The following is a 26,358-nucleotide window of genomic DNA, read 5'->3' as shown; positions in this document are numbered from 1 at the left end:
CCGCCAAAGCCAAGAAGCGTGCTACCATTGTCGCAAAATGCAGCAATGAGAGCGCCAAACGCAAAAAGTCGGCTCTAACCTGCATTTTGTGCAGGTTGATCTCGGCTTTTTCACTTTTTAGATTCATCCACCTGCATTATGTACATGAGTTTTCGGCTCAAAGCCTCCGTTTGCTCTAAAAAGCCTTAAAGAACTGTTGGTTTTACAGGTTGGGAGGCCGGGTTGTCTCTAATCACGAATAGGACCTGCAGTATATACAGGTTGAGTTAACGATGGACGCACGAAGTCTCTGATTATGGCGGCAGCGAACGATAACGGACAAGACGAAATGCCCAGATTGGCAAATGTACAACACAAACTGCGAGAAGATTAGAAACATGAAACCAATGATAATGAAATCTTTTCAGCAGCCCGTTCGATAAAATCACAGAATAACAACATTTTGCTGGAGGTTTGAATTAATGAGTAAATCGTTCAAGCAATTCAAGATTCCAATAATAACCGTTATGTTGCTGCTCATTTTTACAGTCGGATATTTGATGTTTGAGAAGAACAATCAGGAGGGAACAGATCAGATGGCGATAATGTCGCACGCAGAGTATAGCTCGGACCCCAGTTATTACACGGAGAAATACCGGCCTCAATTCCATTTGTCCCCGGAGACGGGGAATATGAGTGATCCTAACGGGATGGTGTATTTCGAAGGGGAATATCATCAGTTTTACCAAAACAGCGGCCAGTGGGGACACGCGGTCAGTAAAAACTTGATTCATTGGGAGCATCTTCCGCTTGCCATCACTAAAGACGAGCTAGGCGATATATGGTCCGGGAGCGCTGTGGTCGATTGGAAGAATACGAGCGGGTTCTTCAAAGGAAAGCCCGGATTGGTAGCGATATTTACACATTTCAAGAATGGCTTGCAGTCGCAAAGCATTGCCTATAGCTCTGATAAAGGACGGACGTGGACCAAGTATGAAGGGAACCCCGTTATTCCTAATCCTAGGGTGAAGGATTTCCGAGATCCCAAAGTCATCTGGCATGAACCCACGCAAACCTGGGTTATGGTGGTGTCTGTCGATCAGAAGGTTTGGTTCTATAACTCGCCGGATTTGAAGAAATGGGAGATGACGGGAGAGTTTGGCTTGGGTCATGGCTCCCATGCAGCGGTATGGGAATGTCCGGATTTATTTGAGCTGCCAATCGAGGGCACTAAGGAGAAGAAATGGGTGCTTACCGTGAGTATTGGGAACAACACTGCCACTAAAGGCTCCAAGGCTCAATATTTTATTGGCTCCTTCGATGGAAAAACCTTCCAGAATGACAATAAGCCAGCTGTCACTCTATGGTCGGACTATGGAAAAGACTTCTATGCAGCCGTTTCTTACTCGGATATCCCTACGGAAGATGGCCGTAGAATCTGGCTCGGTTGGATGTCCAATTGGCGATATCCCTTCTCTATGCCTACCGGAACATGGAAAGGGAATATGTCCATCCCTCGTGAGCTTAAGTTGAGGGATATTCCAGAGGAAGGGATTCGATTAATCCAAGAGCCTATTGTAGAGCTGGAAGCATTGAGAGGTAAACCGCAAAAGCTTAAAAAGCAGACCTTGACTACTGGCGGTACTAATCCAATGGCTGGAATAAGAGGAACTTCCTTTGAAATGGAATTAGAGTTTGCCGTGGAGTCTGAGAATGCTTTCGGTATCAAGGTCCTGAAAGGAAGCGATCAAGAAACGATCATCCGTTATGAACCGAAATCCCAGTTGCTTATACTCGACCGTCTAAACTCAGGCAATAGCGACTTTGAGGAAAACTTCGCAGAGCAAATACCCGCTCCTCTGCAGACCCGAGATGGCATAATCAAGCTCCGCATATTTGTTGATGATACCACCGTTGAAGTGTTCGGCAACGATGGGGAAGCCGTTCTTACGAACATTATCTTTCCTGATTCAACAAGCGATGAATTAGAGCTGTTCGCGGAGGGCGCGGTCACTCTAAATAAAGCGATCTATTATCCGATGCGTTCGATTTGGCGAGACGAGGATCCTAATAGCAGCAAACCGCTGCGTATATTGGTGAACCAGCCTATTCTCCATTTGAAAAAAAACGAGGAGACAGAGCTTGAAGCCTCCGTCATCCCGTATGGAGCGAAGCAAGAGGTCAAATGGGTGTCGAGCGATGACTCCTTAGTAACCGTGAAGGCTGATGGTGACACCTCAGCAAGGGTAACTGGAATCAAAGAGGGAAAGGCGGAAATCAAAGCGATGAGTGAGGACGAATCCATCTTCTTCTCTCTGAATGTTTTTATTGAATGAGATTCAAACCACTGATCATATTGCATGTTACTGTCCAATGAAAGTGAAATCTGTTCGGAGCGGTAATTGATATGATCTAACTAATAAATGTCGCAATTCGGAGGTCAACAGTGAGGAAGAAATGGATATGGCTATGGACAACATTTGGCTTCCTGATCACGATGGTTCTCCTATTTACAACGGTAGTGCTTACCTTTCGTGAACAAGCCGCAGTAGAGGCTGTAATGGAATATACGGTTGAAGATGTTGTCACAGCAGAAGACGGAATTGTGATCAAGACCTTGGAAGGGTTGACAGAGAACAATTCCTCTGCAGACCTGCTGCCCGAAGGGCAAGGACGGAAGCAAGTGTTCGAATGGAGAGAAGGTCAGGCTGCCGAATGGGAAGTGAGGGTGCCAGAAGATGCGCAATATGAGCTGTCGATAGGTTATTTCCCCCTGGAGGGGAATGGTCAGGATATCGAGTTTATGATATCGGTCGACGGTAAAGAGCTATCTGACAATAATGTGCCCTTCAGCTTGAATAGAGCGTGGCAAGATGAAGCGGGGCCTCTGAAACGAAGCAACGGGAATGACTTGCGACCTAAGCAATTGGAAGCCGAGATCTGGCTGGAAACAAAGGTGTCTCGCCAGGATGACCTGCTGGGTACGACATTACTGCTGGATTTGAAAAAAGGCAAGCATGTTGTTCGATTACAAAATGTCCGGGAAGCAGCATTGATCGATTATTTGCGGCTTACGAAACCGAAGGAGCTTGTAGCCTACGATAAATATCGTGAGGGTATAGACGCCGCACCCCAATCCAGCACTACGGACTCATTTATCACGAGTATACAGGCAGAGCGCGCGTATTTGAAATCAGATGCAGGTCTGTTCCCAACGGTGGATCGGTCAAGTCCGCTTACCGCTCCCTATCATCCTACCAAGATCCGAGTGAATACTATCGGCGCGTATAACTGGGACATCGCGGGTCAGTGGATTTCATGGAAGCTGGATGTCCCGAGAGACGGGGCGTACAAAATTGGTGTTCGTTACCGTCAAAACAAACTAAAGGGATCCTTCACTAGTCGGAAAGTGTATGTGGATGGAAAAATTCCATTCCAGGAAATGAGCGATGTCCGGTTTGACAACCAGTCGGGTTGGAGCGTCAAGGAGCTGGGTGAGGAAACGGGCGAGCCTTACTTGTTCTACCTTACCAAGGGAACTCATGAGCTGAAGATGGAAGTAACACTCGGCCAGATGGCGCCATTCCTGAAATCCGTTCAAGATCATGTTTTCCAGCTCAACGATGTTTACCGGAAGATTATCATGATTACGGGAGTCAGACCTGACCCTTATCGGGATTATGAGATCCAAAAGAGCATACCGGATTTGATTCCGGCCTTGGAAACGTTAGCCAAAGAGATGAAAGAACGCTCCGAACAATTGGAGCTGCTCACCGGACGGCAAAACCAAGGCTCACGCAGCTTATTGCAGGTCTCAAGACAATTGGAAGGCTTCATTGACCGTCCTGATACGATTCCCAAAAAGCTCGAGAGCTATATCAATAACGTTACCGCATTGGCTGACTGGATTATTAATACCCGATATCAGCCGCTTGAGTTGGACTATATCTATGTAGCTGGCGAGCAAGCAGAGCGTCCGAAGGAGGATGCGCCCCTTGTTCAGAAAAGCATTCATGAAATCCGGGCGTTCACCGGTTCCTTCTTTGAGAACTATGACAGCCTCGGCGCGGATGTAACAGATGGGGAAGGCAAATCCATCAACGTTTGGCTTGGTCTCGGTCGTGACCAAGCCTATGTGGTCAAGCGAATGGTAGATGAATCTTTTACGCCGAATTCAGGCATTAACGTCGATGTTAATTTAGTTAGGAACGCGCTTGTGGTAGGAGTGATGGCCGGTAAAGGACCGGATATCAATCTGTTTACCCGCCGCGGGGAAGCGATGGATTTAGCGATCAGGGGAGCGTTAAGTCCGCTCGACGGTCTCAGTGGCTTCGATACTATGAAAAAACAATACATGCCTTCGGCTTTTGAACCTTATGAATACGAAGGACATACGTACGCTGTTCCGGACGAACAAGAATTTTTCATGATGTATTACCGTGAAGATGTTCTCAAGGATCTCGGTCTAGAGCCGCCAGAAACCTGGGAGGATCTGATGAAGATCGCACCTGATCTTCAGAACAAGAACCTTCAGGTGGGTTTACCTTATGAGAATTTAGATGCCAATCAATTGAAAGACCGGGGCATTGGGACATTGAATTTATTTCCGACCCTGCTCATGCAGAATGGGGTCAGTCTATACAACGACAAGCATGACGCAACCAGGCTGAATGATCCTAAAGCCTATCAAGCGTTCGAGCAATGGACGGATTTCTACAAGCTTTACGATTATCCCCTCTATAAGAGTGATTATTTCCGGTTTCGGACAGGAGAAATGCCAGTCGTTATTGCCTCCTACAAATTATTCAACGTATTGTCAGTTGCGGCACCGGAAATTTCCGGCAATTGGAAGATGGTATCGATACCGGGCGTTAAGCAGGCTGATGGATCAATTAAGCGGATCTCCGCTGCAACGGGTACTTCAGCGATCATGCTGAAAGACGCTAAGGATCAGGAGTCGGCATGGGAATTTATGCAATGGTGGAACTCTCCGGAAATTCAAAGCCAGTTTGCAAGGGAGCTGGAGAACGAGACGGGGAAGATCGGACGTAAAACGCCGGCCAATCTGGAAGCGTTCAAGAGAAGCAAGTGGGGAGCGGCGGAACAAAGCATTCTGCTCGACCAATGGAGAGAGGTACAAGAAATACCGGAGCTTCCAGGAAGCTATTATACAACACGAAGCATCGACAATGCGTTCCGCGGGGTTATATTCCAATGGAAAAACCCAAGGGAAAGCCTGAATTTATGGAACAAACAGATCAATGAAGAAATAAAACGGAAACGGTTTGAATTTGGGGTGGAACCATGAGGGGCTCGCTAATAACAGCCATTAGGAAGAATAAAGAGAGTTACCTGCTAATGACTCCCTATATGATATTCTTCTTGGCATTTACCATTCTACCTGTCGTGATCGCAATCATTCTCGGATTTACCTATTTCAGTATGGTCGAGGCACCGCGATTTATTGGGTGGCACAACTATATCCGTATGTTTTTGGATGACGATGTGTTCATTATTGCGGTTAAGAATACGTTGCTTTTCGCTTTTATTACCGGACCGATCGGGTACATGCTTAGCTTTCTCGTGGCTTGGATGATCAACGATATGCCGCGTACCCTGCGGTCGATCGCCACGACGATCTTCTATATTCCGGCTATCGCAGCTCCGTCTATCTATCCGATGTGGTTCCAGTTTTTCAGCCCGGACGAATACGGATATGTGAATTCATTCCTGATCAATCTGGGATTTATCGAAGATCCCATCGCGTGGTTGCTTGACCCCAAGTACGTCATGTGGGTTTTGATCCTTGTCCAGCTCTGGTTGAGCTTAGGGATCAGCTTTCTTGCTTTCATCGCCGGTCTGCAAACCATCGATAAGAGCATGTATGAAGCAGGCGTTATGGACGGAATCAAAAATCGCTTTCAGGAGCTATGGTATATTACGCTGCCTTCCATGGTGCCGCAGCTGGTGTTCGGAGCCGTCATGCAGATTGTCGCCGCATTCAGCGTGGCTGATGTTTCGATCGAGCTGGCCGGTTTCCCGAGCACGGATTATGCCGCCGAAACGATGGTCACCCATCTTCGGGATTATCTGAACATTCGTTACGAATTGGGGTACACGTCGGCGATCTCCGTTGTCTTGTTCGTCATGATGATTTTTTCCAGCCGATTGACCACCAAGCTGCTTCATAAAGTAGGGTCGTAACGAAAGGAGGTAAGCGATTGCTGTCCGCACTCAGAACAAAAGCAGGAGTAAAAGCGCGCCGCTCCTATACCGGGAATGCTCTCATGTTTGCTTTCATAGGATTGCTAGCCGTGTTATCGGCACTGCCGTTAATCTACACCTTTATCAACTCCATCAAGCCGGTAGACGAGTTGTTTCAATTTCCGCCTAAGTTTTCTGTAGCCAGGCCTACGCTGGACAGCTACTTGGAATTGTATCAGTTGGCATCGACCATGTGGGTGCCCCTCTCCCGCTATCTGTTCAATACTTTGTTCGTAGCCACAGTGGGAACCATATTTCATGCCCTGTTCGCATCCATGGCAGCCTATCCGCTTGCCAAACACCATTTTCCGGGCAAGAATGTGCTATTTTCCATCATCGTAATGGGATTGATGTTCGTACCTGCCGTAACCTTCATGCCGCTGTTCGTTATCCTGAGTGAAACGAAGCTGTTAAACACTTATGCCGCGCTGATCTTTCCAGGTATCGGTGTATCACTCGGATTATTCCTAATGAAGCAATTTATCGAACAGCTGCCGGATGCGATCTTAGAGGCAGCAAGGATCGACGGGGCTAGCGAGTTTCGGACTTTCTTTAAGATTATCCTTCCGAACGCTACTCCAGCCCTTATGACTGTCATTTTGTTTCAATTCACGCAAATGTGGAATTTTACCCAAGCGGATTTGGTATTCGGAGAATCGCTGAAGGTACTGCGTGCCGCGCTGGACCAAATCGTTCCTAAAGGTGATCCAATCCTGAGAGCAGGTGCGGGTTCAGCGGCTTCCGTTATCCTGATGCTGCCGCCTATCTTATTGTTTATCCTGCTCCAGCGAAAAGTCGTTGAAACGATGACCTTTGCCGGAATTAAGTGATCGGAGGAGCCATGAAGAACAAAATACGAATTGCAATAACCGCACTTATCTTCATGATTCTATCAGCCGTTCCTTATACGGCGATGGCAGAAGCACCTTATCGAGCTTATGTGTATGACGAATGGGGACAGTCCAAAGGATCACCCAATGGTTATCTGCCGGATAAGACTTACACGGGAGCGGAGGCAGGCGCGGAACACTTCAATGAACCACAAGACATGTTCGTTAACAACGATCTCATCTATATTGCCGACTCGGGTAATAGCCGAATTGTCATCCTGGACAAGCAATTCCGGAAGGTTGACGTGATCAACGAATTGAGCTTGAACGGTAAAACGGTGGTGTTAAAGCATCCAACTGGCATTTATGTCACAAAAGCCGGCACCCTGTATGTGGCCGATGAAGGCCGAGTGCTGCGCGTGAATCAGCAGAAGGAAATTGAGCTTGTCATTGAACAACCGAATCACCCGCTCATCGCGAAAGACTTCCAATTCAAGCCGATCAAGGTTGCTGCTGATGAAGCCGAACGTATCTACGTATTATCGGAAGGACAGTTTTTCGGGTTGATGCAGTTTGATTCAGAAGGTGAATTTCTAAGTTATTTCGGAAGCAATAAGGTGGAAGTAACGCCTTATGTCGTACTGGAAACCTTCTGGAAGAAGATCTTGTCCAAGGAGCAGCGCGCCGGGATGGCTAAGCTTCTGCCGATCGAATACTCCAATTTGGAAATCGGTCCTGACGGGTTCGTGTATACGACAACAATCATTTCCCAGAACTCGCGGGAAGAAATCAAAAAGCTGAATCCGCTCGGCAACAATGTATTGGTCACCGAGAATGGAGGCAGCGACTTCGGGGACAAGGAAATTACGATTAAACAAGGTGTCAAACAGGATACATCTTTTGTGGACCTCGCACTGAATGGAGAAGGGTTCATTGCAGGATTGGACCGTACGAGAGGACGAGTATTCGAATATGACATGGAGGGTAATCCCGTTACGGTGTTCGGAGCCCTGGGCAATCAGCAAGGAACGTTCCTTCAGCCGACCGCAGTGGCTTATCTGGGCAACAGCTTGCTCGTGCTGGATTCGGGCAAACGCAACATTACTCGTTTCGTCCTGACTGAGTATGGCAAGCTGGTTCATGACGCAACCGTACTCTACAAGCAAGGCTCATACGAGGAAGCCGCAGATCTTTGGCGATCGGTAGCCAAGCGAAATTCCAACAACGATGCTACGTATATCGGGATAGCTAAAGCACTGGAAAACGCGGGGAAATACGATGAGGCTCTCCTTTATTATCGGCTGGGCGCTGACCGCGACGGATATTCCGAGACTTATACCCAAGTAAGGATTCAGTCGGTACGCGGTAATATGCCGCTTATCATGACGCTTCTAGGCTGTGCTTTGTTCGGATATTACGGGTTCAAGGGCTACCGCTATGCGACCCGATCCAGACGACGCGACAATACGCTTAAGCTGCCGGTTGTGTTTCGTAAGAGGGTAAATCCGTTCCGCTGCCTTTTACATCCTTTTGACGGCTACTATGCGGTCAAAGAGGAGGGAAAGGGCTCGGTCGTCATCGCCGGAGTGATCATTCTCTTATTCTTTATCGCAAGTATTATGCATCGTCAGAATACAGGCTTTATTTTCAATGAACATAACCTGAACGACTTGAACATTCTGTTGATCGCCGCTAAAACGATCATTCTTTACCTGCTCTGGGTCGCATGCAATTGGGCTGTGGCCACCTGGATGGAAGGCGAGGGGAAAGCTGCGGAAATCGGCATCATTAGTGCCTATTCTCTTATTCCGTATATTGCTGCCCTCATTCTGGTGACCTCGCTCAGCAACGTGTTAGTGGGAGAGGAAGGTATATTCCTAGACTATATCATCGTGATCTCTATGATATGGAGCGCCATTCTAATGTTGATAGGTTTGCTCACCGTGCATGATTACGGATTCGTGAGAACCGTTAGATCAGTCGCATTAACATTTGTCGCAATGGGAATAGTCGTCTTTCTAGCGGTTCTATTCTATACGCTGTTTCAACAAGCCTATGTGTTCCTTTCGACGATTTACAATGAACTGTTGTTCCGGTTATAAGTCCCATAGAGATAAGGGGGGAGAAGTATGAAAGTAAGATGGGTGTTTACGATTCTAACTGTTACGGCGGTTGTGATAGCTTCATTAGGTATTGTCCATACCGATACCATGAAGGCTCAGAAGGCCGAAGCCCCTCAAGCTTCAGGCACAGCAGGGTATGAATTAAATGGACAGCTCGTACTAGCGGGAAAAACAGAGCAATTGACGCTGGGTTTCAATCCGCAAACGGCGGAAATTATCGTGACGGATTTGTCATCGGGGGTCCTATGGTCGAGCAATCCGATGGACAGAGCTAACGATACGATAGCTAAGGGTATCAAGAAGCAGGATTTGAATGCCCAATTGCTTTTGGATTATGTGGATCCGCTAAACAAACCTTTTCAGTTGAATAATTTTTTGGGAAGCATTCAGGAAAAAGCCTTCACCTGGAAGCAGATCGACAACGGTGTCGAAGTGACCTTCGAATTTCCGAAAGCAGGATTTACGATTCCCGTTCTCTACAGCCTCAAGGATGACGTTTTTTCGGCAACGATCGCGACAGACCGCATTGAACAGAAGGACAAATACCGTCTTGTGAATATTAACCTGCTGCCATTCTTTGGAGCAGGCAGTATCCTGGACGAAGGTTACCTGTTTGTGCCGGATGGAAGTGGAGCTTTAATCCGGTTCAATAACAACAAAAGCATATATAAAAGCTATGATGAGAGGGTTTACGGCGGAGATCAAGCGATCGATAGGCCAGAGCTGAACGGGTTAAAGGAAGACATTCGGCTGCCGGTATTCGGGCTGAAGAGAAATGATCATGCAGTGTTGGCCGTCATACATCAAGGTGCTTATCAAGCTGGAATTAAAGCAGAGGTAAGCCGGAAAAACAATCAGTATAACTCCGTCTCGAGTTATCTCAATATGACAGAATTCGAAACCAATATTCTAATGGCTGGAAGCCCCAGTGAGAAATTGGTCGTACGTGCCTCTCAGTCTTTAGCAGGGAATCGGCCCTTCGAGATCAGATATTATTTCCTAAACGAGGGGAAAGCCGATTATGCGGGAATGGCAGAACGTTATCGCACATATTTGACTGAAGATCAGGGAGTTGTACCTTTTAACTGGAAGTCATCCGTTCAGGCTCCTCTGATGCTTGAATTTCTAGGCGGCATCAAGAAGAGGGACACATTCCTAGGCATTCCCTATCGTACGGTCGAAGCGTTGACTACCTTGGGCGATCTCGGGATGGTCGCGGATCGGTTGAATGACAACGGAATTAAGAACCTTAGCATCCGCTACGAAGGATGGATGTCGGGAGGGATGAAGGATCAGGTCACCGTCTCGCCAAATGCGGAGAGAAAGCTGGGAGGCGACAAAGCATTTCGTTCCTTGGTTCAGGAAATGGAGCAGAAAGGAATAGCTTTCTATCCCGTTGTCGATCCCGTGAGCTTCTATAAAAACGGGAATGGGTTTAACAAATTTTTCGACGCGGCGAAGAACATCAGTCGTGCACCAACACTGAAATATGAGTTTTTAGCCAGCAGCGGAACCAAGAACAAAGAAGTGAAGCCTTGGTACCTGCTTAAGCCGGAATCCGTTAAAGAAGCGGTGGATCGGTTTAGTGAATCCGCAGAAGATACAGGTTTAAAACGAGCAGCATTGCAGAGCATTGGTTCACTGGTCTATTCCGATTTCCGCCGTCAAACGCTGACTAAGAACGAAACCGGTCAGATATGGGAGGATAGCTTGAAGCTGGCGGCCACCCGGATTGAGGGATTATCCTTCGATCACGCGAATGCATACACGTTCCCGAGTGCCGAGAGCTTAACGAGCGTACCGCTATTTTCAAGCCGTTTCGACATAGAGGATGAACAGATTCCTTTCTACAGTATCGCGGTAAGCGGCTTGCTCCCGGCATTCGGAGAACCGATCAATCTTGCGGGAAATAATCGGACATATCTCTTAAAGCTGTTGGAAACGGGGACCTTTCCGACGTACAAGTTCATAGCAAGTAACAGCAGCCTTCTAATCGGTACGGAATTCGACAGCTTATATAGCGGAGACTTCAATCTTTGGTTCGAGGATATGACAGCTCAATACAAGGAAATTAACCAAGCCATTCTTCCGGTCCTAGGGCTACCGATTACCGAGCACGAGAAGATTAGCGATGGAGTGTACCGCACGACCTTTTCCAGCGGCAAGTCCATCGTGGTCAATTATTCGGAGAAGGCAGTGACGGTGGATGATGAGCAAATCGAGTCGAACGGTTACCGGGTGCGATAGGAGGGAATCAGATGTTCAATAGACTTCAGGCCATGCCTTACACGAAGAAAAAACAGCTATACGGATTTCTGTTCGTACTCCCATGGGTTCTCGGGTTCATTCTCTTTTTTGCCGGGCCGCTCCTCACCTCGCTCAAGTATTCGTTTCATAACATGGAACTCACAGCTGACGGGCTTAAGGGGACATATGTGGGGTGGGAGAACTTTAATTACGCCATCTTCAAGGACCCGGCGTTCATCCGCGAAGCGGTCAACTCCTTTGTTAATATGTTTTACGGCGTTCCTTTAATCCTTGTGTACAGCCTATTCGTGGCGGTGCTCCTGAAAAACAAGTTTAGAGGAAGAGGATTTATGCGCGCGATTTCCTTCCTGCCGGTCATTATTGCTTCCGGCGTTTTGATGCAGATCTTGAAGGAAGACGTGTTCTCTGAGGGAATGCGGGGGGGCGTCGAGAGTGTATATTTATTCGGAGGCGCAGGAATTAACAACGTGCTGAACGAGCTTGGATTTGGACCGCAATTAATTGAAGTGTTCAATAACGTTATTGCGCGGATATTCGATCTTACCTGGCGATCGGGTGTCCAGGTGCTGCTCTTCCTTGCCGGATTACACGCCATTCCAGGTGACTTATACGAAGCTTCATCCGTTGAAGGGGCGAGACCGTGGGAACAGTTCTGGAAAATTACGCTGCCGATGTTGATGCCGATCATGCTGCTTAATGTCATTTATACGATAATCGATACTTTTACCGATTATGGCAACGGTGTCATCCTCATGATTTATAACACGGCCTTCTCTCAGGTCCGATTCGGCTATAGCAGCGCGCTTTCGTGGTTGTATTGCTTGGCAATCGCTCTTTTTCTCGGAGCTGCTTACATGCTTCTCAAGAAGCAGATCGTCAATCTGCAGGATTAAATGAAAGCGGTGAACCGTCTTGAATTCTTTGATACTGAGAAAATGGAGCAAGCGTATTCGTACCAGAGCTGTGAGCTTAATTCGGATTACTGTCCTGGGCGTTCTAGCTTATCAGCTATTGTATCCTTTGTTGTATATGCTCAGCATGGCGCTTCGACGCCCAGAGGAAGCGATGGATCCGAGCGTTATATGGATACCCAAAACATTAACGCTGCAGAACTTTACAGATACGCTTCGGGTTATGGATTTCTGGGACGCGTTTACAAACAGCATCTACATTGGTGTCGGCTGCGGATTGCTCGATGTGTTATCCTGCGCCTTTGTTGCTTATGGCTTCGCACGGTTCCAGTTTCCGTTCTCGAAGGTTCTGTTCATGCTCGTTATCTTGACGCTTGTGGTGCCTGTCCAAACGATCATTTTACCGTTATATGCGGATATGAAATATTTCGATGCCTTCGGGCTGATGAAAATCATATCCGCTCTGACGGGTGGAGAGGACTCCATCAGTCTGATCGGCAAATACTCTTCCTTCTATCTCCCGTCCTTGTTAGCGATGGGTCTGCGGTCCGGACTTTATATTTTCATCTTCCGTCAGTTTTTCATGGGCATGCCCAAAGAACTGGAGGATGCAGCTTATGTCGACGGCTATGGTCCTTTTAAGACGTTCTTCTCGATCATGCTGCCCAATGCTAAGAATGCGATCATGACCGTATTTCTCTTCTCGTTTGTCTGGCATTGGAACGAATATTATATGTCCAATTTATTCTTAGGCAATCTGAAGAAAAACTTCGCCATTGCTTTGTCCTCGCTTCGGGTGGATTTACAATCGGTCGTTAATGTGCAGACGATCAGCGATCCGCTTGTGGTCATTACACGAATTCAAGCGGGGGCCCTTCTATCGATATTGCCCTTAGTGATTTTGTATTTGATTACTCAAAGGTTTTTTACGGACAGCGTAGAGCATATGGGCATTAAGTAATTAGTCATGTGAAAGGAGGCGATGCCTTCCAGGTTCCGCAAGTGTTCATGCTTGAAAAGGTTCAAGGGAGTCTTGCTTTCATTCGCTTTATACGCACTATATTTTGAGGAGGAACATGTTCATGAAAAATAAAAAATTCGGAATGATTACAGTACTTTTGTTAACTTTTACGCTATTGATCGCTGGTTGCGGTGGAAACAAGTCTGAAAGCTCACCATCGGCAAGTAACGCATCGGCAAGCAGTGCAGCGGCGTCGACGGAGACGTCCCCATCAGAGGAGCCTAAGGTAGATGGAAACATCACGATTCTGTATCATACATCGAAAGAGCAATACGATGAGATAAAGGCGGGAAACCCTAACGCCTATGATGCAATTTGGGAAACGATTCCTCAATTCGAGGAAGCTACCGGAGGTAAAGTTACGGTAATTGCTGTACCGTGGGGCGATCAGAAGCCTACATTGATCTCTATGGTTAATGCAGGAGATCAAGTGGACGTCGCTCAGGCGAACGACCAGAACTTCCCTGTGTATCCACTGAAGAAGATCGTGCAGCCGATCGACCAATATGTTGATCTTTCCGATCCGATGTGGAACGGCGCAGTAACGCAAACATTCTCATTTGGCGGCAAGCCGTATGCTGTCGGAACTTCGGCTGCACCTATCGTCATCTACTACAATAAGACCATGTTCATGAACAATGGTGTGAAAACGCCGTCAGAGTACTATAAAGAGGGGAATTGGAATTGGGATTCCTTCCGTGAAGTTGCGAAGCAATTGACGGCAGATACGGATGGCGACGGCAAAAACGATCAATTCGGCTTCGGATGGTGGGATGCCGGATATCCTCTCTATGTAGGCTCGAACGGAAAAACATTGATGTCTTATAATGACGACGGCAGCATTTCAACCAATTACGAATCCGAAAACGTTAAGGAAGCGATGCAATTCGCCCAAGACGCTCTTCTGAAAGACAAATTCATCGATAAAGACAAAGAAGGCGATTACTTCATCGGCGAATTCAAGAATGGCAAACAGGCTATGACGGCTGAATACGGCCTTGCTGGATTCACTGTCTTCAAAGGCGATTACGAGATCGATTTCGTACCGGTTCCAACAGGACCGAAGGGTACGCAGGATGCCGGACCAGGCGGACTGTCTGGATGGGCAATTCCTACAGCCTCTAAGAATCCTGAAGGTGCCGGAGCTTTTATTAAGATGCTCTCGATCAATGAAATGAAAGTCGCAACCGAATCGAATGTTAAAAACTTTGGCCAGGAAAAAGTGGATCTCATAAACAAATTAGCCGGAAATATCCTGTTTACGCCAATAGGCGTTGAGAAATATTGGGATGCCAACGGTGCGGCATTAACGGGAATCAAGGATGGAACACCAGTAGGAACTTTTGCTGCGAATGCTAAAAACCTGCTGGAAGAAGGCATTAAGATCACCCTTACACAATAAATATTAGCGTTTGTAAATGCCTGTTCAGGAAGGACCGTATCGGTTATCATCGATTCGGTCTTTCCTATTAAATCTATTTGGGAACGGTGAATAATAATGAAGCATCAAGAGAGAGTCACATTAGCGAATAAGGCTCTTACGAATCCTGCACTCACAATCACGGAAGATCGTTACAGGCTTCAATATCATCTGATGCCGCCGATCGGTTGGATGAATGATCCGAATGGACTTATCTATAGGAACGGTGAGTATCATGTGTTTTATCAACATTATCCGTATGCACCCAAGCAGGGTCCGATGTACTGGGGTCATGCCAAGAGTGCGGATTTGATAAGTTGGGAGCATCTACCGATTGCTCTTGCTCCTTCTGAGCCTTATGACTTCGTTGAGGACGGAACGGGTGGAGGATGCTGGTCCGGCAGTGCCGCCGAGCAAGATGGAACATTTATACTTATTTACACAGGACATGTTGACGGGAAGTCGCCGGAAGAGGTTCAGTGTTTGGCGACTAGCGAGGATGGTATACACTTCGAAAAGGCAGCGTTTAACCCTGTTATAGATAGTCCGCCGGAGGATGGCGGCTTCGGCTTTCGTGATCCGAAGGTTTGGAAGCACGGAGATATTTGGAACATGGTTATCGGCTACGGTAAAGATGGAAAGGGAAAAGCTCTGTTCTATCAATCTGCTGACTTGTGGAAATGGAATTACGTCTCGGTTGCGGCAGAGAGCGACGGCACCATGGGGAACATGTGGGAATGTCCGGATTTGTTCCCTTTGGGTGATGGGGATAGGCATGTACTTATCATCTCTCCAATGAATATGGGAGAGACCAAGACGATGTACCTCTCAGGAATGTTCGATTACAGCTCCGGAGTATTACAGGCCGAATATGCCGAGCGGCTCGATTATGGCTTCGACTTCTACGCGCCGCAGACTCTTCTCGATGATCAAGGAAGACGAATCTTGATCGGCTGGATGAACATTTGGGGCAGCTCGATGCCAGAGAAGGAAGATCGCTGGATGGGAGCCATGACGATTCCGCGAGAAGTGAAGGCCCTGAACGACGGGACGATCCGAATGGAGCCCGTTGCGGAGTTAATGGCTTTGAGACGAAATCATTATATTGTTGCGCCGCAGGTGATACTAGCTGATTCCATTCTATCGCTTCCCGATATCCAAGGGGATTCATTGGAAATGATCGCGGTTTTTGAAGTGAACGAATCTAACACTGATGCGGAATTCGGTATTCGGGTGCGGTGCTCCCAAGATAACTTAGAATATACGGAAGTATGCTACCAAGCTTCGGAGAAGAAGCTCCTCGTTGATCGGAACCATTCCGGTTCTGGCGATGGAGGGATTAGCGAGGCTTCCCTTGAACCGATGGGCAATGGGAGCTTGAAGCTGCATCTATTCATAGATAAATCGTCGTTGGAGTTATTTGCTAATGAGGGCGTCAAAACGATAACGAATCGGATTTATCCTGATTCTCCTAGTTTGGGCATCCACTTGTTCTCACGGAAGGGGAATGCTGTATTGCAGTCTTTGGACGTATGGGAGTTGGATTCTATCTGGTAGCAACAAAGGGATTCTCTCAGAGTGGGAGGGTCCTTTTACATATATTGGAGAGAGAATTGACATTGCTATGTTGACTCGTCTTTCGCTTCGTTTCTCCGATAGTAAGAAGGACTGACGCCATCGATTTTTTTGAAAATCCGGCTAAAAGAATGAATGCTCGTGTAACCGATTTTGTCGGCAATCGACGTAAGCGGTTCATCGGTAAATTGTATCATCTCACGCGCTTTTTCAATCCGTATCAATTGATGATATTGGATGGGGCTCATTCCAAATGTATGGGTAAACAATCGAACGAGATATGACTTGCTGAAATTGAATCTGGAGGAAAGTTCGTCCAATGATATCTTTGTATAGAAGTTGACCTTGATATACTCCTTTACACGGTTCAGCATTTGTAGATTGGAAATCAGAAGCGGATTCTGATGCCAGATGTTTTCACGCAGCAACTGAACCCATAGATCGATGAACAGTCCTTTGGCTTTTACTTCGTAAAACGGCAGTTTCATTTCAAATTCATTAATAATATCGAACAACATTCGCTCAATGACACCAGGCTGCTGCAACCGTAAATGGGTTGAAAGCTTAACCGGCATTTGCTCCATAATATTCTGGCGGAAGTAATGTGATTCCTCCTCGGTGATGTGTTGCAGGTCTTTGAAAGATACTCCTACGAGGGGACTGTCATCTTGATAGTAAAAGTCGAAATGTAAATGAGGCTGTCGTAATGTATCTGAACCGATTTTTCGGAGTGAATGGCGCTGTTTCGGACTAAAGAGGAAGATGTCCCCTGGTTTTCCATCGTAAGTTTCGTCTTCTACTGTAACGATAATACGGCCTTCCATGATGTACAGCAATTCGTAGTCGAACAATACCCTCTCCGCGATAAACCAGGGTCCCAATACCGTGTTATCCATAGCGACCCTAATATAAGGTGAAAAGTTATCGAAGATCATAGCCTATCGTCCACCCCTCTGATTCATCGAATGAGAGCACCTTTTATCATACTCATCTTGTCAGATTTTTTTGAAACTATCAAGGAGCGATAGGTTGATTATCTAAAAGACTCGAAAATATCAATATGTGATAAATTCAGTGCAATAAACGCTAAATCATATTTAATGAACGTGCCTTAAAATGAAATTATGGTTCAGAAAAACGTTTTCGTGTAAAATATCGAAATAAGATGCTGAACCAACTGAAGATAATCTAAGGGGGAAAATGGGAAATGAAAAAAATGTTGACTTTTGTACTGGTAATCATGCTGTTGGCAGTGACTGCTTGCGGCTCGAAAAACTCGGGTTCAAATATTAACGGGAATGAAAGCGCTAACACGAGTTCGGCTGTAAGTGAAACGGAAAGTGCAAGCAGTCCCCCAGCTTCCAACAAGGAACCCGTGACGCTGAGTTTTGGCATTCATGTAGCCAACCCGGCTGATCAAGAGCCAGCTGCTTACAATGTTATTCAAGAGTTCATGAAGCAAAATCCCGACGTGAAAGTCGATATTCAGGGAGCCGATACTGCTGAGCATATCAAAAAAATGAAAGCAGCGACGCAATCTGGTTCCTTGCCCGACATCTTTTGGATACTTCCGGGACCTGCACTGGAGATGCAAGATGCCGGCCTTCTGCTTAATTTGAAGGATTTTCTGGACAAAAATCCAGAGGAAGCGACAGCGATCTTCCCAAACATGCTAAAAAACTTTCAAAAAGACGACGTTCAATATGGTTTGCCGTACCAATCTCTCGTCACTGGCTTCTGGTATAACAAGGAGATCTTTACGAAATATAAGGTCAAAATTCCAGAAACCTATGATGAATTGCTTGCTGCGGTCAAGACCTTCAAGCAGAACGACGTCGTGACGATCTCCAAGGGCGGCAAAGATGCATTCAGTACGTGGGCAATGCAGGGAATGCTTAATCGTTTCGGATACTTTAATAAAATCGACGCTATCATGGACAAGCAAGAGAAATTCTACAACCCGGATTTCGTAAAATTTTTCGGTAAACTCGAGGAATTGACTAAGTCGGGAGCTTTCCCTTCAAACGTATCCACGATGAACTACTTTCAAGCAGTGGAAATGTTTATGAACGGCAAAGCGGCCATGTTGGATGCAGGGGTGTGGGAAGCAACCAAGGCGGATAAAGCTGGAATTGATGCAGGCTGGTCTTGGGGACCGACCTTCAGCGACGGTGCAGGCAATCAGAAGCAGCGTGTCGTTGTGGCGACGGCTCCACTGGTAGCTAACGCGAAATTGCAGGACGATCAGGCCAAGTACGATGCGGTAATGCGCTTCTTTAAGTTCTGGTACAGCCAGGAAGGTGCAAAAATTACCCTTGACAATCAATCTATGCCTGCCCTCGCCTATAAGGGACAATTGGATACTTCCTCAAATCCAGCTTTCGGAGAGGTCTTGAAACAAATTCAGGACACTTCGTGGGAGGGTTCGCCGAACCAGCCGGATCTGGCGGTACCGGAAGCTATCGGCAACGCCTTGAACGACAGTATTTATGGTGTGATTAATGGAATTTTCACGCCGGAGTAGGCAGCTCGCAATATCGACGAAGCGTTAGCCAACCAATAAACAATTGTGGACGGAAGGTCTGCCGGAAGACTATCTTCCGGCAGAGCTTGTCCTTTGTTCAGCAAGATAACGGAAAGGAAAGATGCCTCATGATATGGCTCAGCAAGAAAAGAAACATCTTTCTGATGCTTCTGCCGACCGTATTACTGTATGCCATATACGTCTACATGCCGATCATTATTTCGTTTTATTACAGCCTGACGAAGTTCTCCGGAATTGGGAAGCCCAAATTTATCGGTGTGCAGAACTTTGAGCGGTTGTATCATGATAAGTATTTCTGGATCTCCTTAAAAAACACTCTTATCATCCTCGGTGTTGAGATTCTGTTCTTGTTACCGCTCGCTTTTCTTGCGGCAACGCTTTTAAACAAGCCTATCAAAGGCGTGACCACGCTAAAAGCACTGAACTTTTCACCGATGATCATCGCCCCGATCTTGGTAGGATTGATCTTCGTATTTGTTCTTGACCCCCACCTGGGATTTATCAATACTTTGCTGAACAAGATCGGGATGGGCCAGCTTGCCCTTCCATGGATCGGAGGGAAAACACTGTCACCCTACTCGATAGGAATTGTGCATTCCTGGCAAACGCTCGGGTTCATTATGACAATCTTTCTAGCAGGACTCAAAATGATTCCTAAGGACGTTTATGAATCGAGTTCGATCGACGGAGCTACCCCATGGCAGCAAATGCGACTGATTACGATTCCCATGCTCGGTGAATCCGTAAAAATAAGTGTTGTTCTCATCATTACGGGTGTATTTAAAATATTTGAAATCGTCATCCAATTGACTGGCGGCGGGCCAAACCACCTTTCGGAAACACTAGTTACTTACATGTACAACATGACTTTTTCGAATGGACAATATGGGTATGGTATGTCACTTGCCGTTGTTACCTTCCTGCTTACGATCCTATTTTCGATTTCGTATTTGTACATGAGCAAGAAGAGCATCAATGAATAAAGGGGGGATATCAATGAAAACTGTTGCTGCTAAAGCGGAAGTTTCAAGCAAATGGGGCAGGACCGGGCATTATATCGCTATCTATATCATTACTCTCCTAATGATGATTCCGCTCATCTGGATGGTTCTTCTGTCGTTTCGGACGAACAATATTATTCTGAATAATCCGTTTTCCTTCGCAGGTTCATGGACCTTCGAGAATTATATGCGCGCTTGGAATACTCTTCCGGTTGGAAGCTTGTATAAAAACACATTTATTATAGTTATTTGCTCGATTTTTTTCGAAGTGTTGTTTACCTTCATGAGTTCTTACGCTCTCGCTAGATTGGTATTTAAATCCGAACGATTAAGAAACTTCATTTACACTAACCTGCTGTTCGGATTGGCTATACCGCCATTCATATTGTTGTTTCCGGTCTATCGAATGACCATTGAAATGAATATTTTGAACACACACTTGTCACTTATTCTTCCTTATATTGCGACGGCGATTTCATTCAATACATTGGTGTTTTTCGGGTTTTTCCGGGGAGTTCCGAAGGAAATCGAAGAAGCCGGTATCATTGACGGCACGGGATTATACGCTTTGTGCAGGCACGTTGTCTTTCCGATAACTATACCAGTCGTAACTACTGTATTTATTTTCAACGTACTGTTCATGTGGAATGAGTATCCTTTCGCGGTTACTCTATTGAACGATAAAACTATGAACACCATTGCGCTGGGAGTTTCACAGTTCAAAGGACAATTCAGCATTGATTATGGCGGAACGATTGCTGCGAGCACTCTATTTATCATTCCTCAACTGATATTCTTCGCCTTCTTCCAGAAATACATCATCGACGGAATGACGGCAGGTGCAGTTAAAGGCTAGATGGGCAAGATGTGACAAATCAGTAATCATTTTAGCTAAATACTGTTCCATCAGAGCTTGTTATATTCAAATTGAAATAAGCTTATATATTCAAAGGGGATGACAACGTGTCTAATTACTCAGCTAACTTTCTTAACCAATTGACTCAAATCAAGGATGTCCGCACTGCCCGCGCTTCAAGCTGGGATCAAGCTGGTGGAAACCAAGACTACTGGATGATTCCGGCAGGAGAGTCAATCGTCTTAGGTGACATAGAAGGTCCAGGCAGCATTACGCATATTTGGATGACTTCATTCTGCAGACGCGTCTTGGGTCCGAGCGTAATCGACTCTCATCTTGGCGCGCATATCGCACCGGTGAACGAAATCCATAATGCACTAGGTGTTACGTGGGAAATCCCAGATCCTGCATGGTACCGTAAGGTATTGATCAAGATGACTTGGGATGATCAGGCTCATCCGAGCGTTCTTGTTCCCCTTGGCGATTTTTTCTGTATCGGCCACTCCATGCCGGCCAGTTTCTCTTCTCTGCCTTTTTCCGTTTCTGTAAAACCCGAAGAACAATTTAAATTCGGCGGAGTGGCTTCTGTGAATTGCTACCTGCCAATGCCATTTAACAAGAGAGCGCGTATTGAAATTGTCAACGAAAACGATGTTCCGTTCGGATTGTACTTTCATATTGACTATGAACTATATAGAAAGCCGCATGGTGAAGAGACTGCATACTTCCATGCCCAGTGGCGCCGTGAGAATTCCTGCGAGGGCTGGGGTTCCGGATTGCAGGTAAACACACCGGAAGTTAACTCAGTCATGAACTTGGACGGAGCAGACAACTATGTGTTTCTCGAAGCAGAAGGAAAGGGCCACTATATCGGGTGCAATCTTTCGGTGACGCATTTCCAAGGCAGCTGGTGGGGGGAAGGCGACGATATGTTCTTCATCGACGGCGAGGAGATGCCGAGCATCGTCGGCACCGGCAGCGAAGATTACTTCAACCATGCATGGGGAATGCAAAAAGTCGCGTTCCCGTTCGCGGGTTCAATCGTTCATGAATCTGATGTTCCCGGCTACCAGGTTTCCTATCGCTTTCACATAACCGACCCGGTTTATTTCTCTAAGAGCTTGAAAGTAACAATGGAGCATGGTCACGCGAACCATTTGTCCGACGACTGGGCTTCCACCGCTTATTGGTATCAGACGCTGCCATCCAAGCCGTTCAGCATTCTTCCTGTCGAAGAGCGGATCCAATTAATGCCGAAGGTAATCAGTCCGATAGCACAACCTGCTCCACAGGCGTTAAATAACGAAATGAAGAAATCGTTCCAAGAAGCAGAGGACCGGATGAAGAAGTATTCCGAAGGACGCCAAGCCGAACTCCAGAAGAAATTAGATAGAACGCCGGGTCATTCTCAAGGGAATATTGATTTGAGCAAACAAGTCCGCAGCGCATTCCTGTCAGGAGAGAATAAATAATATGACCTATGAAACAGTTGGTTTAAACGCGCACCGAGCTGCAATAGCTAGAGCGGAGCGATCTGTTGAACTTGCAGTGAGGGAAGGGATACATGATCCTCTTAGACCGCAAATCCACTTTACGGCTCGGGCTAATTGGATTAACGATCCGAACGGGCTCATTCATTTCAACGACGAGTACCATTTGTTTTATCAGTATTATCCTTACGGCAATCGTTGGGGTTCCATGCATTGGGGACATGCGAAGAGTAAGGATTTAGTGAACTGGGAGCACTTACCCATTGCGCTGGCGCCGAGCGAGGAATACGACCTTCATGAGCGTGGAGGATGCTACTCTGGCAGCGCTGTCGACGATAATGGCGTTCTATCACTATTGTACACAGGAACGGTCATTCGTGACGGAGTGCTATGTCAAACGCAATGCTTGGCGACTAGCCAGGATGGAATCACATTTGAGAAATATGCGGGCAACCCTGTCATTACCGTTCCTCCAGAAGAAGGCTCTTCCGACTTCCGCGATCCCAAAGTGTGGAAGGTTGAAGGTGTCTGGTACATGGTCTTAGGCTCTGGCAGAGATGGAATTGGCAAAGCCTTGTTATACCGTTCTCCTGATTTGCGCAAATGGGATTATGTCGGGGTAATGGCCGAAAGCGACGGAACGCTCGGCTATATGTGGGAATGTCCTGATTTTTTCCCAGTCGGTGACAAATACGTGCTAATGCTATCACCGATGGGAATGGGCGACAAGAAAACGATCTACTTGGTCGGAGATATGGATTATATTACAGGGAAATTTACTTGGGATAAAATGGGTGACACAGATATCGGTTTCGACTTCTACGGACCCCAATCGTTCTTGGACGCATCAGGACGAAGGATTATCATTGCCTGGTTGAATTCATGGGATTGGATGCCTTGGTTCAACGATTACTCACCTCCTTCCGTGACAGAGTGGTGCGGTTCGATGTCGATCCCGCGCGTTGTAGAATTGAATGCCCAGGGTTTATTATCCTTCAAGCCAGTTGAAGAGATGAAGACACTTCGTAATCGTCACTATCAAACGGATGGACCATTCTGCGTGAAACCTGGAGAACCTGAAGCTTTGCCGGACTTCGCAGGAATGCCTCTTGAAATGATCATTTCCTTCCGTCTTCGTGATACGGCTGCGACAAGATTCGGTTTGGTGCTGAAGGGTTCCGAAGACGGGGCGAGGCAAACGGTTATCGAGTACAACCCGGAATCCAAACAATTGTGTATCGACCGAAGCCAATCGGACGGTTGGAGCAAAGGGGTATGTTCAGTACACCTCCATTCATCCGATGGTGAACAATTGACTCTGCATCTCTTTGTAGATTCAAGCAATATTGAATTATTAACGGAAAATTATACTACCGCAATGACGTTAAATATGTATCCGAATCCGGATGATAGGTGTATGCATGTGTACACCGCTGATGATTCCATCGAAGTTGAATCGCTAGAGATCTGGGAATTATCAAGAGAAATTAATGGTTAAATTTGACCAGAAAGAAGGAGTGAGCTCCATTTACGATGTCGTCGCAATCGGTGAGTTGTTGATTGACTTCACTCCCCATGGAATCTCTGCACAAGGAAACACCCTCTTCGAGCGAAATCCAGGCGGCGCTCCGGCTAATGTACTCGCAGCGTTGTCTCGATTCGGCAAAAAAACGGCGTTTATCGGTAAAGTGGGGAACGATCAGTTCGGAGACTTCCTTCAACATACATTGGAGCAGAATCTGATAGAAACCAAAGGATTAGTGTTTTCCGATGAGGTGAACACAACACTTGCATTCGTGCATATCGCGGAGGACGGAGACCGTCAATTCAGTTTTTACCGCAAACCCGGTGCCGACTTGACTCTTAGAGAAGATGAAGTGAACTTCGAACTTATTGGAAATGCCGAGATTTTTCACTTCGGTTCGGTTTCCATGACGGAGGAACCTTCTAGATCGGTAACGCTTCGAGCTGTGGAACACGCAAAACGACGGGGCAAGCTCATATCCTATGATCCTAATTTACGGGAATCACTTTGGCCGTCGTTAGAACTCGCCAAAATCGTTATTTCCGAAGGATTACGGTTTGCCGACGTGTTGAAGGTATCGGAAGAGGAATTGTATTTCCTGTCGGAGTGCCATGATTTGGAGGAAGGCTGCCGATGGCTTAGCGATCGTTATAAAATACCGGCTGTATTCGTAACGCTTGGAAGTAAAGGATGTTATTATAACGTGCATAATTACATAGGGACTGTGCCCGGTTTCGTTGTGAGATCTGTGGATACGACCGGTGCAGGAGATGCATTCCTTGGTGCCATACTCTATCAATTATTGGACTCATCGGATCGCATTAGTACGCTGACGGAACGTGAAATCCGTGACTGCGTTCGGTTCGCCAATGCGGCAGGTGCTTTGGCAACGCAGCGCAAGGGAGCGATTCCTTCATTACCGAATCTGCAAGAAGTAGAGAATTTGCTTAATGGATCTTAGAAGGATCATAATTAAAATAAAGTGACAAAAGCCAGCCGAAAGAGGCTGGCTTTTGTCACTTTATTTCGCGGAATTGAGCCCCGTCATCTTCATCAACAATCCTCATTTACCCCAAAACACCTGGAAAAATACCCCCAAACGATACCCTTAATTCGTGAAATTAAGACCATCCTCCTGATAGGCTCTCCAGGTGAATACAATGAATAGTTCTAATCTTCATGTTCATGTTTATGTTTATGGATTTTCTTTTTACGATAAAAGGAAGGATTAACCCCATCTATTTTTTTAAAGGCTTTACTAAAGGAATGAATATCCGGAAAGCCGATACTTTCGGCAATGTGCATAAACGGGTCATTAGTGAACTGAATCAGTTCCTTCGCCTTTTCTATTCTTTGTAAAAGATGATATTGGATTGGGCTCATCCCGAATGTTTGTTTGAATAATGAAATCATATAGTATTTGCTAATTCCCGAAATTTTGGAAAGTTCATCTAAGGTTACCTTTCGGTCGATATTGTGTTTCAAGTAGATCCGCAGCTGCTCCATTTCTCCCATATTGGTTACTAGATGTGGATTACAGTTCCAGTAGTTTTCACGTAAAAGTACATTCAATAATTGCAAAAACAGTCCTTTTATATTCATTTCATAAAAGGGTAACGTCATTTGAAATTCTTTTATGATTTCAAAGATCATTCTTTCGATAACCAAGGTATTCCTTAACCGAATGTGACTGGAAATCTGAGGGATAATTTGGTCAAGATCGTCGTTTCGAAACCATTTCATTTCATCCGTAGTCATATCTTCAAGTTTTTTAAAGGAAACCTTCACATCCGGACTATCCTCCTGATAGAACAAATCAAAATGCAAATGAGGTTGTCGTACTAATTCTGTTCCTAACTTTCTAATAGAGTGTCGTTGCTTTGGACGAAAAAGAAAGAGGTCCCCCGGTTCTCCGATAAAAACATCATTCTCGATGGTTACTTGTATTCTGCCTTCCTTAACGTAAAGTAACTCATAGTCAAATAAAACTCTCTCCTCTAAATACCAAGGGAATGGGATATAACTATCCATTGCTATCCGGATGTACGGCGATAATTGTTGAATGTTCATATCAGGTCTTTCCCTTCTGAATATTTTTCAAAGCAATATATGACAAATAATCAATAATCCTTCCTAAATACAAATCCATAAATGTATTATAACATATACATGTGGTGAGTGAAGCGCTTCCACTGATCCGAAATTATTGATAAGAAAAGCAATGCTGTCATGAAATTACAGGAGGAACAGGACATGAACGTTTGGCAACAAAACGGTAGGCTCGAGTAAAGATGACAAGGGTCCGATCATTCATCCAATAGGCCGGGAAAAGGGGATAGTTTAGAGATTGTGGCGGAATTCAATCTGAAAAATTGCCACGCGGAGGAATTCGGCTTCAAAATGCGCGGAGAAGGGACATGGGGGTTATTTATGGCTAGTAAAAATTATTACGACGTAACAGAGTGGCCTGTCGGTAATCCGTATGAGGATATTGGTGAGGTAATCAATAGCATTATAGCAGATATTAAAAGTAGGCAAACGGACACTGAT

At 46.0% G+C, this 26,358-nt stretch carries 19 protein-coding genes; 17 read left to right on the top strand and 2 right to left on the bottom strand.

The annotated features are described in order from the left end of the window. The first annotated feature begins 461 nt into the window (after positions 1 to 461). From ACESLK_RS03345 to ACESLK_RS03300, 10 genes are all read left to right on the top strand, one after another. On the top strand, positions 462 to 2,315 hold the full coding sequence (locus tag ACESLK_RS03345) for a GH32 C-terminal domain-containing protein (RefSeq protein WP_372662225.1): 1,854 nt from the start codon (positions 462 to 464) through the stop codon (positions 2,313 to 2,315). 110 nt (positions 2,316 to 2,425) lie between these two features. Beyond that, entirely contained in the window at positions 2,426 to 5,287 is a 2,862-nt protein-coding gene (locus tag ACESLK_RS03340) for an extracellular solute-binding protein (protein ID WP_372662222.1), read from the top strand. Then, the gene (locus tag ACESLK_RS03335; RefSeq protein WP_372662218.1) at positions 5,284 to 6,183 is read left to right on the top strand and encodes a carbohydrate ABC transporter permease; all 900 of its coding nucleotides are present in this window, start codon (positions 5,284 to 5,286) and stop codon (positions 6,181 to 6,183) included. The genes ACESLK_RS03340 and ACESLK_RS03335 overlap by 4 nt, the downstream gene beginning before the upstream one ends. A 17-nt stretch (positions 6,184 to 6,200) precedes the next feature. Beyond that, a complete protein-coding gene (locus tag ACESLK_RS03330) occupies positions 6,201 to 7,073 on the top strand; it encodes a carbohydrate ABC transporter permease (protein WP_372662215.1) in 873 nt (290 codons plus the stop codon). 11 nt (positions 7,074 to 7,084) lie between these two features. Further along, positions 7,085 to 9,175: a YIP1 family protein gene (locus ACESLK_RS03325; protein ID WP_372662212.1), complete on the top strand. Its 2,091-nt coding sequence runs from the start codon at positions 7,085 to 7,087 to the stop codon at positions 9,173 to 9,175. Between the two features lie 27 nt (positions 9,176 to 9,202). After that, on the top strand, positions 9,203 to 11,443 hold the full coding sequence (locus ACESLK_RS03320; RefSeq protein ID WP_372662209.1) for a DUF5696 domain-containing protein: 2,241 nt from the start codon (positions 9,203 to 9,205) through the stop codon (positions 11,441 to 11,443). Positions 11,444 to 11,454: 11 nt separating this feature from the next. Continuing rightward, a complete protein-coding gene (locus ACESLK_RS03315; protein ID WP_372662206.1) occupies positions 11,455 to 12,357 on the top strand; it encodes a carbohydrate ABC transporter permease in 903 nt (300 codons plus the stop codon). Positions 12,358 to 12,376: 19 nt separating this feature from the next. Then, positions 12,377 to 13,336 carry a carbohydrate ABC transporter permease gene (locus tag ACESLK_RS03310; RefSeq protein ID WP_372662203.1) on the top strand — a complete coding sequence of 320 codons (960 nt, stop codon included), beginning with the start codon at positions 12,377 to 12,379 and terminating at the stop codon, positions 13,334 to 13,336. Between the two features lie 121 nt (positions 13,337 to 13,457). Beyond that, positions 13,458 to 14,798 carry an ABC transporter substrate-binding protein gene (locus tag ACESLK_RS03305; protein ID WP_372662200.1) on the top strand — a complete coding sequence of 447 codons (1,341 nt, stop codon included), beginning with the start codon at positions 13,458 to 13,460 and terminating at the stop codon, positions 14,796 to 14,798. Positions 14,799 to 14,894: 96 nt separating this feature from the next. Further along, the gene (locus ACESLK_RS03300; RefSeq protein ID WP_372662197.1) at positions 14,895 to 16,373 is read left to right on the top strand and encodes a glycoside hydrolase family 32 protein; all 1,479 of its coding nucleotides are present in this window, start codon (positions 14,895 to 14,897) and stop codon (positions 16,371 to 16,373) included. 65 nt (positions 16,374 to 16,438) lie between these two features. On the opposite strand, the gene ACESLK_RS03295 is transcribed toward ACESLK_RS03300, so the two are convergent. Beyond that, the gene (locus tag ACESLK_RS03295; protein ID WP_372662194.1) at positions 16,439 to 17,326 is read right to left on the bottom strand and encodes an AraC family transcriptional regulator; all 888 of its coding nucleotides are present in this window, start codon (positions 17,324 to 17,326) and stop codon (positions 16,439 to 16,441) included. A gap of 272 nt (positions 17,327 to 17,598) precedes the next feature. Between ACESLK_RS03295 and ACESLK_RS03290 the strand changes: the two genes are divergently transcribed. The 6 genes from ACESLK_RS03290 (at position 17,599) to ACESLK_RS03265 (ending at position 24,769) form a co-directional block, all read left to right on the top strand. Continuing rightward, positions 17,599 to 18,915, top strand: a complete 1,317-nt coding sequence (locus tag ACESLK_RS03290) for an ABC transporter substrate-binding protein (protein ID WP_372662191.1) — start codon at positions 17,599 to 17,601, stop codon at positions 18,913 to 18,915. Between the two features lie 128 nt (positions 18,916 to 19,043). Further along, positions 19,044 to 19,919, top strand: a complete 876-nt coding sequence (locus ACESLK_RS03285; RefSeq protein ID WP_372662188.1) for a carbohydrate ABC transporter permease — start codon at positions 19,044 to 19,046, stop codon at positions 19,917 to 19,919. Between the two features lie 13 nt (positions 19,920 to 19,932). Next, positions 19,933 to 20,793 (top strand): carbohydrate ABC transporter permease, encoded by an 861-nt coding sequence (locus ACESLK_RS03280; RefSeq protein WP_372662185.1) that lies wholly within the window; start codon positions 19,933 to 19,935, stop codon positions 20,791 to 20,793. A 107-nt stretch (positions 20,794 to 20,900) separates the two neighbouring features. Continuing rightward, a complete protein-coding gene (locus ACESLK_RS03275) occupies positions 20,901 to 22,265 on the top strand; it encodes a DUF2961 domain-containing protein (protein ID WP_372662182.1) in 1,365 nt (454 codons plus the stop codon). Between the two features lies 1 nt (position 22,266). Next, a complete protein-coding gene (locus ACESLK_RS03270) occupies positions 22,267 to 23,781 on the top strand; it encodes a glycoside hydrolase family 32 protein (protein WP_372662179.1) in 1,515 nt (504 codons plus the stop codon). Beyond that, positions 23,774 to 24,769 carry a PfkB family carbohydrate kinase gene (locus ACESLK_RS03265; protein WP_372662176.1) on the top strand — a complete coding sequence of 332 codons (996 nt, stop codon included), beginning with the start codon at positions 23,774 to 23,776 and terminating at the stop codon, positions 24,767 to 24,769. The genes ACESLK_RS03270 and ACESLK_RS03265 overlap by 8 nt, the downstream gene beginning before the upstream one ends. A 209-nt stretch (positions 24,770 to 24,978) precedes the next feature. Here the strand turns inward: ACESLK_RS03265 and ACESLK_RS03260 are convergent, their stop codons facing one another. Continuing rightward, positions 24,979 to 25,878 carry an AraC family transcriptional regulator gene (locus tag ACESLK_RS03260; protein WP_372662173.1) on the bottom strand — a complete coding sequence of 300 codons (900 nt, stop codon included), beginning with the start codon at positions 25,876 to 25,878 and terminating at the stop codon, positions 24,979 to 24,981. Between the two features lie 279 nt (positions 25,879 to 26,157). Between ACESLK_RS03260 and ACESLK_RS03255 the strand changes: the two genes are divergently transcribed. After that, on the top strand, positions 26,158 to 26,358 hold a 201-nt coding region (locus tag ACESLK_RS03255), incomplete at its 3' end, for a hypothetical protein (protein ID WP_372662767.1).

This window comes from Cohnella sp., assembly GCF_041640265.1.
In the GTDB taxonomy this organism is placed as follows: Bacteria; Bacillota; Bacilli; order Paenibacillales; family Paenibacillaceae; genus Cohnella.
The sequence above is the reverse complement of the archived record's forward strand: the minus strand, read 5'-3'. Positions and strand labels throughout refer to the sequence as shown.